We start from the raw sequence: 10,822 nt of genomic DNA, 5'->3' as shown, positions 1-10,822 counted from the left end.
CCCACGCCGCCACCGCAGACACCGCAGACACCGCCGACACCGCAGACACCGCAGACACCGCAGACACCGCAGACACCGCAGACACCGCAGACACCGCAGACACCGCAGACACCGCAGACACCGCAGACACCGCAGACACGTCCGATTCGCCCGACACCCACGCCGACGAGGCCTGGGCGCCCGACACCTGGGCCGACCCCGACAGCGAGCTGATCGCGGACGAGATCGTGGAACTGCGCGCGTCGCCCCTGGACGCGCCTTTCTTCCTGGGCCCCACGCCGGTGGAGGCCGGCGGGGCCGCGGTGGACGAGCGCGAGCCCGAGATCTGGTCCCGTTCCGAGCAGGACCCCGACCTTCACGACCTGGAGTTCGTGCGCAAGGCCCGGCGCCGCGCACTGTGGCAGCGCCGCAGCACCCGCCTCGGGCTCGGCCTGGCCGCCGTGCTGCTGGCCCTGCTGCTGGCCGCGCAGTACGGCGTGCAGGAGCGCGACCGCCTGGCCGCCACCCATCCCGGCCTGCGGCCGCTCCTGGCCGGGCTGTGCCTGCCGCTGGGCTGCAACATCGGCCTGCCGCGCCAGATCGACGCGATCGCGATCGACGCCTCGCAATTCAGCCGCCTGCGCGGCGACAGCTACCGCCTCAGCCTGACCCTGCACAACCAGGCGGCCCTGCCGGTGGCCACGCCCGCGATCGAGCTGACCCTTACCGACAGCGAGGACCAGCCGGTGGTCCGCCGCGTGCTGCAGGCCGCCGAGCTCGCGCCCGGCATGGACCTGCTGGCGCCCCATGCCGAGTGGAGCGGCTCGGTCGGCCTGGTGCTGGCCACCGCGGGCCTGCCCGCGCGCATCGCCGGCTACCGGGTGCTCGCCTTCTATCCCTGAAACCCCGCCAGAAAGACAAGAACATGCCCGCCCTCATCTGCGGCTCCCTCGCCTTCGACACCATCATGGACTTCGAGGGCCGCTTCGCCGAGCAGATCCTGCCGGACCAGCTGCACATCCTCAACGTCTCGTTCCTGGTGCCAGCGCTGCGGCGCGACTTCGGCGGCTGTGCGGGCAACATCGCCTACGCGCTGCGCCAGCTCGGCGGCCAGCCCGTGCCCATGGCCACGCTGGGCAACGACGGGGCCGACTACCTGGCCCGCCTGCAGGCGCTGGGCATCAGCACCGAGTTCGTGCGCACGGTGGACCACACCTACACCGCGCAGGCCATGATCATGACCGACCGTGACAACAACCAGATCACGGCCTTCCACCCCGGCGCGATGATGCAGGCGCACACCACGGCCATCGCACCGCGCGCGGACATCCGCATCGGCATCATCTCGCCCGATGGCCGCGACGCCATGCTGCAGCACGCCGAGCAGTTCGCCGCCGCGGGCATTCCCTTCGTGTTCGACCCGGGCCAGGGCCTGCCCATGTTCGGCGGTGCGGAACTGGCCCGCTTCATCGAGCTGGCGAGCTGGGTGACCGTGAACGACTACGAAGGCAAGATGCTGTCCGAGCGCACCGGCTGGGACAGCGCCACGATCTCCTCCAAGGTGCGCGGCCTGGTGGTCACGCTGGGGGCGCAGGGCTGCGAGGTCTGGACCGGGGGCCGCAAGACCCATGTGCCGGGCGTGAAGGCCGAGGCGGTGGTGGACCCGACCGGCTGCGGCGACGCCTGGCGCGGCGCGCTGCTGCACGGCCTGGAGCAGGGCTGGGACCTGGTGAAGTGCGCCGAGCTGGGCAACCGGGTGGGCGCGCGCAAGATCGCCTCGCGCGGACCGCAGAACTGGACCTGGGAGGCCTGAGCCCCAGCCCGCGCGCAGCGCGGCGCCTGGGCGTGACCGGCCGGGCAGGGCGCCCGGCCGCGCGCTTCAGCCGCGCGCCAGCGTGACGCCGCCGTCGACCACGATGGTCTGACCGACCACGTAGTCGCCCGCGCGCGAGGCGAGGTAGATCGCGACGCCGGCCATGTCCTCGTCGCGGCCGATGCGGCCGGCCGGGATGCGCCGGGCCACCTCGTCGCCGTGGTCACGGGCGACGCGGTTCATGTCGGAAGCGAAGGCGCCCGGGGCGATGCCGCTGCAGACGATGCCGTCCTGCACCAGGCGCAGCGACATGCGCTTGACCAGGTGGATCAGGCCGGCCTTGCTGGCGGCGTAGGAGTAGGTTTCCTGGGGGTTCACCGACACGCCGTCGATGGAGGCTACGCTGATCACCTTGGCCGGCTGGCGTGCCGCGCCCTTCTTCAGCGCCTCGTGCAGGGCCTGCGTCAGGAAGAAGGGCGTCTTCAGGTTCAGGTCCACGACCTTGTCCCAGCCCTTCTCGGGGAAGGTGTCGAAATCCTCGCCCCAGGCGGCACCGGCGTTGTTCACCAGGATGTCCAGCGCGGGCTCGCGCTTCATGATCTCGGCCGCCAGCGCCTGCGCGCCCTCGACGGTGGAGACGTCGGCCGGCAGCGAGATGCAGGTGCCCAGGGCCGAGAGTTCGCGCGCCGTCTGGTCGCAGGCCTCGGCCTTGCGGGCCGAGATGTAGACCTTGACGCCACGAGCCAGGAAGCCGGCGGCGATCATGCGGCCGATGCCGCGCGAGCCACCGGTGACCAGGGCCACCCGGCCCTGCAGGGAAAAGAGGTCGTCCATGGAGGCTCCTGCGGAAAAGGGTCAGGCGCGGGCGCGGCGGCGCTCGTACCAGTCGTGCAGCTCGCCGACCACGCCCTTGCGGAAGGCCAGCACGCACAGCACGAAGATGGCGCCGATGATCACCGTCACCCAGGCGCCGACCTTGTCGGCCAGCAGGTCCTGCAGCGCGACCACGACGCCGGCGCCGAACACCGGGCCGAAGAAGGTGCCCACGCCGCCCAGCAGCGTCATCAGGATCACCTCGCCGGAGGTGGACCAGTGCACGTCGGACAGCGTGGCGAAGCCCATGACCAGCGTCTTCATGGAGCCGGCGAGGCCCGCCACCGCGGCCGACAGCACGAAGGCCAGCAGCTTGTAGCGGTCGACCTCGTAGCCCAGGGAGGTGGCGCGCGGTTCGTTCTCGCGGATCATCTTGAGCACCTGGCCGAAGGGCGAGGTGACGATGCGCCGGATGGCCAGGTAGACCAGCACGAACACCAGGGCGGTCACGTAGTACATGACGGTGTCGGAGCCCAGGTCGAAGACGCCCAGCAGCTTGCCGCGCGGGACGCCCTGCAGGCCGTCCTCGCCGCCGGTGAAGGGGGCCTGCAGGCAGATGAAGGACACCATCTGCGCCAGCGCCATGGTGACCATGGCGAAGTAGATGCCCTGGCGGCGGATCGCCACCACGCCGAAGACCAGGCCGATGAGCGCACCGACGACCAGGCCGGAGAGCATCGCGAGTTCGGGCGGCCAGCCCAGCGACTTGATGACGTAGCCGGCGACGTAGGCGGAGAAGCCGAAGAAGGCCGCATGGCCGAAGGAGAGCAGGCCGGTGAAGCCCAGCAGCAGGTTCAGGGCACAGGCGAACAGCGCGAAGCACAGCAGCTTCATCACGAACACCGGGTACAGGCCGATCAGCGGCGCGATCACGATCAGCACCAGCAGGGCGGCGTAGGCCGCGCGGGCGGCATTGGAGGTCTTCTGCATGGCCTCAGGCCTCCTTGCCGAACAGGCCTGCCGGCCGGAAGATGAGCACGATCACCATGATGACGAACACCACAACGCTGGACGCTTCGGGATAGAACACGCGGGTCAGGCCCTCGATGAGGCCCAGGATCAGGCCGGTCAGGATGGAGCCCATGATGGACCCCATGCCACCGATGACCACCACCGCGAAGACGACGACGATGAGGTTGGACCCCATCAGCGGCGTGACCTGGATGATGGGCGCGGCGAGCACGCCGGCCAGACCGGCAAGGGCGGCGCCCGCGGCGTAGGTGAGCATCACCATCAGCGGCACGTTGACGCCGAAGGCCTGCACCAGGCGGGCGTTCTCGGTGCCGGCACGCAGGTAGGCGCCCAGGCGCGTGCGCTCGATGATGAACCAGGTGAACAGGCACACGACCAGCGACGCCAGCACCACGAAGGCGCGGTAGTTCGGCAGGATCATGAAGCCCAGGTTGGTGGCGCCGGACAGCAGGTCGGGCACCGGGTAGGACTGGCCCGAGACGCCGTACTGGTCACGGAACACGCCCTCCAGGATCTGCGCCAGGCCGAAGGTCAGGAGCAGGCCGTACAAGGGGTCCAGCCCGTACAGCCGCTTGAGGAGGGTTCGCTCGATGACAACCCCCAGCACGCCCACGACGAGCGGCGCGAGGACCAGGGCCAGCCAGAAGTTCACGCCGAGCTTGTCCAGCATGATCCAGGCCGCGAAGGCCCCGACCATGTAGAGCGCGCCGTGCGCGAAGTTCACGATGTCCAGCAGGCCGAAGATGACGGCCAGCCCGAGGCTGAGCATGGCGTAGAACGCGCCGTTGACCAGCCCCAGGATCAACTGCCCGAGGAACGCCTGCAGGGGGATGCCGAAGATTTCCAAGATCAGCTTACTTCTTGAGGAGAGAGCACTTCGAATCGGCGACGGTGGTGAAGGCCTGCGCGGCCGGCACCTTCGCCATCAGCTTGTAGTAGTCCCAGGGAGTGGTGGAATCCTTCAGGCCCTTGACCTGGTACAGGTACATGTCGTGCATCATGCGGCCGTCGGCGCGGATGGTGCCCTCGTTGTAGAAGTCCTTGATCTTCATGGACTTGAGGGTGGCCATGACCTTGTCGGCGTCGGTGGTGCCCGCCTGCTGCACCGCCTTCAGGTACTGCGTGGTCACCGAGTAGTCGGCGGCCTGCAGGGAGGAGGGCATGCGCTTGTACTTCTCGAAGAAGCGCTTGGCGAAGGCGCGGCTGGCGTCGTCCTGGTTCCAGTACCAGCTGTCGGCCAGTTCCAGGCCTTCGGTGTTCTGCAGGCCCAGCGAGTGCACGTCGTTGATGAACACCAGCAGGCCGGCGACCTTCATGCTCTTGGTGATGCCGAATTCCTTGGCTGCCTTCATCGCGTTGGTGAAGTCGCCACCGGCGTTCGCCATCGCCAGGATCTGGGCCTTGGAGCCCTGGGCCTGCAGCAGGAAGGAGGAGAAGTCGGACGCGTTCAGCGGGTGCTTGACCGAGCCGACCACGGTGCCGCCGTTGGCCTTGATCACGGCCGTGGCATCGGCTTCCAGGGAGGCGCCGAAGGCGTAGTCGGCCGTCAGGAAGTACCAGCTCTTGTTGCCGGCCTTGATCAGGGCCGAGCCCGCCACCTTGGCCAGCGACACGGTGTCGTAGGCGTAGTGCACGGTGTAGGGGCTGCAGTCCTCGTTGGTCAGCCGGGCCGAGCCGGCGCCGTTGACCAGGAAGGGGCGCTTCTTCTCGGCCGCCACCTTGGACATGGCCAGGGCGGTGCCGGAGCTGGTGCCGCCGACCAGCATGGCCAGGTTTTCCTTGTCCATCCACTCGCGCGCCTTGGAGGCGGCGACGTCGGCCTTGTTCTGGTGGTCGGCCGAGAGCACCTCGACCGGGCGTCCCAGCACCTTGCCGCCGAAGTCCTGCACGGCCCACTTGATCATCTCGGCGCCCGCCGGGCCGTCGATGTCGGCGTACAGGCTGGACATGTCGGTGATGAAGCCGATGCGCACCGGGCCGCTGTTGCTCTGGGCGAAGGCGGACACGGTGCCGAGGCCGATGGCCATCGCCAGGGCGAGGGTCTTGATCTTCATGGGGAGGTCCCTTTCTTTCAATCTGGGCGCCGTTCAGACGCCGAGGAATTCCTGCAGCATGGCCATGTTGTCGGCCAGTTCGGATTGCTCGAATTGCCGCACGATGCGGCCGTGCTCCATGACGTAGAAGCGGTCGGCCAGGGGGGCGGCAAAGCGGAAGTTCTGCTCGACCAGGACGATGGTGTAGCCCTTGGCCTTGAGCGTGAGGATCATCTCGGCCAGCTTCTGCACGATCACGGGGGCCAGGCCCTCGGAGATCTCGTCGAGCAGCAGCAGCCGGGCGCCCGTGCGCAGGATGCGGGCGACGGCCAGCATCTGCTGTTCGCCACCGGACAGGCGGGTGCCGGGGCTGGACGCGCGTTCCTTCAGGTTGGGGAACATGGTGTAGATCTCGTCCACGTCCATGCCGCCGGGCCCGATCACCGGCGGGAGCATCAGGTTCTCTTCGGCCGACAGGCTGGCGAAGATGCCGCGCTCTTCAGGGCAATAGCCCACGCCCAGGCGCGCGATCTTGTGCGGCGGCAGCTTGATGGCTTCTTCGCCGTTGATGCGGATGGAGCCCTGGCGCGTGCCGGTCAGGCCGACGATGGCGCGCATGGTGGTGGTGCGGCCGGCGCCGTTGCGGCCCAGCAGGGACACGACCTCGCCCTCGTTGACGGTCATGTCCACGCCGTGCAGCACGTGGGATTCGCCGTACCAGGCGTTCAGGCCTTCGATGCGCAGGAGTTCTTTGGTCATTCGGGTCTCCGGCTCAGTGGGCGCCTTGCAGCGCGGCATCGGCCGAGCCCATGTAGGCCTCGATCACCTGCGGATTCCTGGAGACCTCCGAGTAGGGGCCGTCGGCGATCACGGTGCCACGTTGCAGCACGGTGATGCGGTCGGCGATGGAGGAGACCACGTTCATGTTGTGTTCCACCATGAGGATGGTGCGGCCGCTGGCGACCTTCTTGATCAGTTCGGTGACGCGACCCACGTCCTCGTGGCCCATGCCCTGGGTGGGCTCGTCCAGCAGCATCAGGTCGGGCTCCAGGGCCATGGTGGTGGCGAGTTCCAGGGCGCGCTTGCGGCCGTAGGGCAGGTTCACGGTCAGTTCGTTGGCGAAGGAGCTCAGGTCGACCGCCGCCAGCAGCTCCTGCGCCCGCTCGTGCAGGGGGTAGAGCGAACGCTCGGCCCGCCAGAAATGGAAGGAGGTGCCCAGGCCGCGTTGCAGCGCGGCCCGCACGTTCTCCAGCACGGTCATGTGCGGGAACACGGCGGAGATCTGGAACGAACGCACGATGCCGCGACGCGCGGTCTGCGCGGGCTTCTCGTGGGTGATGTCGGTGCCGTTGAACGTGATCTTGCCGCGCGTGGGCGGCAGGAACTTGGTCAGCAGGTTGAAGAAGGTGGTCTTGCCGGCCCCGTTGGGCCCGATCAGGGCGTGGATGTCCCCCCGCCGGACCTTCAGGTCCACGTTGTTGACCGCCACGAAGCCCTTGAACTCCTTGGTCAGCCCCTGCGTCTCGAGGATGAACTCACCTGCCAAACGACTCTCCTGCATGCGCGACCGGACCCCTCGCCCGGCGCAAAGTGGCGCAATCCTAGGGAGCCGTGTTGCAGTGCGATACGGGGGAAAACCTTAGGTAATAGTGCGTTGTCAGCCGGCTGACAGCCGGCCGCACGCCGCCCTCACATGTTGCGCCTGTACTGGCCGCCGACTTCGAACAGGGCGCTGGTGATCTGCCCCAGGGAGCACACCCGGACCGCATCCATGAGCACCTCGAACACGTTGCGGTTCTCCATCACGGCCTGCTTCAGCCGCGTCAGCATGGCCGGGGCGGCCTGGGCGTTGCGGGCGTGGAAGTCCTGCAGGCGCTGCAGCTGGCTCTGCTTTTCCTCCTCGGTGGAGCGCGCCAGCTCCAGCTTCTCGGGGATCGCGTCGCCGTGCGGGTTGCGGAAGGTGTTGACGCCGATGATGGGCAGCTCGCCGGTGTGCTTCTGCATTTCGTAATGCATGCTCTCGTCCTGGATGCGGCCGCGCTGGTAGCCGGTTTCCATGGCGCCCAGCACGCCGCCGCGCTCGGCGATGCGCTCGAACTCGGCCAGCACCGCCTCCTCGACCAGTTCGGTCAGCTCTTCGATGATGAAGCTGCCCTGGTTGGGGTTCTCGTTCTTCGCCAGCCCCCACTCGCGGTTGATGATCAGCTGGATCGCCATCGCGCGGCGCACCGATTCCTCGGTCGGCGTGGTGATGGCCTCGTCGAACGCGTTGGTGTGCAGCGAGTTGCAGTTGTCGTAGATCGCGATCAGCGCCTGCAGGGTGGTGCGGATGTCGTTGAACTGGATCTCCTGCGCGTGCAGGCTGCGGCCCGAGGTCTGGATGTGGTACTTGAGCTTCTGGCTGCGCTCGTTCGCGCCGTACTTCTCCTTCATCGCCACGGCCCAGATGCGGCGCGCCACGCGGCCCATCACGGTGTATTCCGGGTCCATGCCGTTGGAGAAGAAGAACGACAGGTTGGGCGCGAAGTCGTCGATGTGCATGCCCCGCGCCAGGTAGGCTTCGACGAAGGTGAAGCCGTTGGACAGGGTGAAGGCCAGCTGCGAGATCGGGTTCGCGCCGGCTTCGGCGATGTGGTAGCCGGAGATGGACACCGAGTAGAAGTTGCGCACGTTGTGGTGCACGAAGTACTCGGCGATGTCGCCCATCACCTTCAGGCTGAACTCGGTCGAGAAGATGCAGGTGTTCTGGCCCTGGTCTTCCTTGAGGATGTCGGCCTGCACCGTGCCGCGCACGTTGGCCAGCACCCACTCACGGATCTTGGCGGCCTCGGTGTCGGTGGGCTCTCGGCCGTTCTCGGCCTTGAACTTCTCCAGGTTCTGGTCGATGGCGGTGTTCATGAACATCGCCAGGATGGACGGCGCCGGGCCGTTGATGGTCATGGAGACCGAGGTGCTGGGGTTGCACAGGTCGAAGCCCGAGTACAGCACCTTCATGTCCTCCAGCGTGGCGATGGACACGCCGGAGTTGCCCACCTTGCCGTAGATGTCGGGCCGCAGGTCGGGGTCGTTGCCGTACAGGGTGACCGAGTCGAAGGCGGTGGACAGGCGCTTGGCCGGCATGCCCTCCGACAGCAGCTTGAAGCGGCGGTTGGTGCGGAAGGGGTCGCCCTCGCCGGCGAACATGCGCGTCGGGTCCTCGTTCTCGCGCTTGAAGGCGAAGGTGCCGGCGGTGTAGGGGTAGCTGCCGGGCACGTTGTCCAGCATCAGCCACTTGAGGATCTCGCCGTGGTCCTCGTACTGGGGCAGAGAGACCTTGCGGATGGTGGTGCCCGAGAGCGATTTCGTGGTCAGGGCCGTGCGGATCTCCCGGTCGCGGATCTTCACCACGTACTCGTCGCCGGCATAGGCCTTCTTCATGTCCGGCCACTGGGCCAGCAGCTTCTTCGCGGCCGGATCCTGGATGGCCTCGCGCTGGCTGGCCAGGTCGTCCGTGGCCTCGGCCGCCCGGGCCTTGTCGGGCTTGCCGATGCGCAGCATTCGGCCGGCCTCGCGCAGCTGCTGGATCTCGCGCGCCAGGGTGGCCTGCTCGCGGGCGCGCTTCTTGTAGCCGCGCACGGTGTCGGCGATCTCGGCCAGGTAGCGCGTGCGCGCCGCCGGGACGATGGGCGTCTGGTTGGTGCTGTGGCGCACCTGCACCCGCGGCAGGTGACCTTCGTGCAGCGACAGGCCCAGCTCCGCCAGGCGCGGCTTCAGGGCCTGGAACAGGGCGGTGACGCCGTCGTCGTTGAAGCGGGCAGCCATGGTGCCAAACACGGGCATCTGCTCCGGCGGCGTACTCCAGGCTTCCTGGTTGCGCTGCACCTGCTTGGCCACGTCGCGCAGCGCGTCGGCGGCGCCCTTGCGGTCGAACTTGTTGATGGCCACGAATTCGGCGAAGTCCAGCATGTCGATCTTCTCGAGCTGGCTGGCAGCGCCGAACTCCGGCGTCATGACGTACAGCGGCAGGTCCACGTGCGGCACGATGGCGGCGTCGCCCTGGCCGATGCCCGAGGTCTCGACCACCACCAGGTCGAAGCCGGCCGCCTTGCAGGCCGCCACCACGTCCGGCAGGGCGGCCGAGATCTCGCTGCCGAAGTCGCGCGTGGCGAGCGAGCGCATGAACACGCGCGGGCCCTGCTGCCAGGGGCCGATCGCGTTCATTCGGATGCGGTCGCCCAGCAGCGCGCCGCCGCTCTTGCGGCGCGAGGGGTCGATCGAGATCACGGCCACGCGCAGGGCGTCGCCCTGGTCCAGCCGCAGGCGGCGGATCAGCTCGTCGGTCAGCGAGGACTTGCCGGCCCCGCCGGTGCCCGTGATGCCCACCACCGGCACCTTGCGGGCGGCAGCGGCCTCCTTCACGCGGGCCACCAGGGCGGCGTCCGCCTTGCCGTTCTCGATCGCGGTGATCAGCTGCGCCAGGGCGCGCCAGGCCATCTCACCGTGGCCCTGGATGGCCTGCAGCGCGGTGGGCGCGTGCGGGGTGAGGTCCTTGTCGCAGCGCATCACCATCTCGCCGATCATGCCGGCCAGGCCCATGCGCTGGCCGTCCTCGGGGCTGTAGATGCGCGTCACGCCGTAGGCCTGCAGCTCGCGGATCTCGGGCGGCACGATGACGCCGCCGCCGCCGCCGAAGACCTGGATGTGGGCGCCGCCGCGCTGGCGCAGCAGGTCCACCATGTACTTGAAGTATTCGACGTGGCCGCCCTGGTAGGAGCTCACCGCGATGCCCTGGGCATCCTCCTGCAAGGCCGCCGTCACCACCTCGTCCACGCTGCGGTTGTGGCCCAGGTGGATGACCTCCGCGCCCATGCCCTGCAGGATGCGCCGCATGATGTTGATCGCCGCGTCATGCCCGTCGAACAGGCTGGCCGCCGTCACGAAGCGGACCTTGTGGGTGGGGCGGTAGTTCGCGAGCGCCTTGAATTCGGCGGACAGGTCGGTCATGGAAATTGTCTCCGGTGGCCCGGCGGGCGGGCGGCATTCGACGCAATGTAGCTTACTTGACGTTTACGTAAACGTCACGGGGCGAAGCCGGCCGGGGCGGGTGCGCTGCGGATCGAGGGTTAACCCTGATTACCTCGGGAAAACCAGAACCCCAAAACGCCCGAAGCGA

The 10,822-nt window shown here is 68.2% G+C and carries 9 protein-coding genes; 2 read left to right on the top strand and 7 right to left on the bottom strand.

The genetic code is table 11. The features are described from left to right. Together IM725_RS04575 and IM725_RS04570 are read left to right on the top strand one after the other, a co-directional pair. Positions 1 to 881: DUF3426 domain-containing protein (locus IM725_RS04575; RefSeq protein WP_193779392.1), on the top strand; the 881-nt coding region annotated here is incomplete at its 5' end. Between the two features lie 23 nt (positions 882 to 904). Beyond that, positions 905 to 1,792 carry a carbohydrate kinase family protein gene (locus IM725_RS04570; protein ID WP_193779391.1) on the top strand — a complete coding sequence of 296 codons (888 nt, stop codon included), beginning with the start codon at positions 905 to 907 and terminating at the stop codon, positions 1,790 to 1,792. 66 nt (positions 1,793 to 1,858) lie between these two features. On the opposite strand, the gene IM725_RS04565 is transcribed toward IM725_RS04570, so the two are convergent. From IM725_RS04565 to icmF, 7 genes are all read right to left on the bottom strand, one after another. Continuing rightward, a complete protein-coding gene (locus tag IM725_RS04565; RefSeq protein WP_193779390.1) occupies positions 1,859 to 2,626 on the bottom strand; it encodes an SDR family oxidoreductase in 768 nt (255 codons plus the stop codon). A gap of 21 nt (positions 2,627 to 2,647) precedes the next feature. Beyond that, complete coding sequence (locus IM725_RS04560; RefSeq protein ID WP_193779389.1) at positions 2,648 to 3,595, bottom strand: branched-chain amino acid ABC transporter permease; 948 nt, start codon at positions 3,593 to 3,595, stop codon at positions 2,648 to 2,650. A gap of 4 nt (positions 3,596 to 3,599) precedes the next feature. After that, positions 3,600 to 4,487: a branched-chain amino acid ABC transporter permease gene (locus IM725_RS04555; RefSeq protein WP_193779396.1), complete on the bottom strand. Its 888-nt coding sequence runs from the start codon at positions 4,485 to 4,487 to the stop codon at positions 3,600 to 3,602. A gap of 4 nt (positions 4,488 to 4,491) precedes the next feature. After that, on the bottom strand, positions 4,492 to 5,691 hold the full coding sequence (locus IM725_RS04550; protein ID WP_193779388.1) for an ABC transporter substrate-binding protein: 1,200 nt from the start codon (positions 5,689 to 5,691) through the stop codon (positions 4,492 to 4,494). 33 nt (positions 5,692 to 5,724) lie between these two features. Continuing rightward, a complete protein-coding gene (locus tag IM725_RS04545; RefSeq protein WP_193779387.1) occupies positions 5,725 to 6,429 on the bottom strand; it encodes an ABC transporter ATP-binding protein in 705 nt (234 codons plus the stop codon). 13 nt (positions 6,430 to 6,442) lie between these two features. Then, positions 6,443 to 7,231 (bottom strand): ABC transporter ATP-binding protein, encoded by a 789-nt coding sequence (locus IM725_RS04540; RefSeq protein ID WP_193779386.1) that lies wholly within the window; start codon positions 7,229 to 7,231, stop codon positions 6,443 to 6,445. 128 nt (positions 7,232 to 7,359) lie between these two features. After that, a complete protein-coding gene (gene icmF / locus IM725_RS04535; RefSeq protein WP_193779385.1) occupies positions 7,360 to 10,653 on the bottom strand; it encodes a fused isobutyryl-CoA mutase/GTPase IcmF in 3,294 nt (1,097 codons plus the stop codon). Positions 10,654 to 10,822: the final 169 nt, after the last annotated feature.

Source organism: Ramlibacter aquaticus, assembly GCF_015159745.1.
GTDB classification, from domain to species: Bacteria; Pseudomonadota; Gammaproteobacteria; order Burkholderiales; family Burkholderiaceae_C; genus Ramlibacter; species Ramlibacter aquaticus.
Note: the sequence above shows the minus strand (reverse complement) of the source record. Positions and strands in the feature narration are given on the sequence as shown.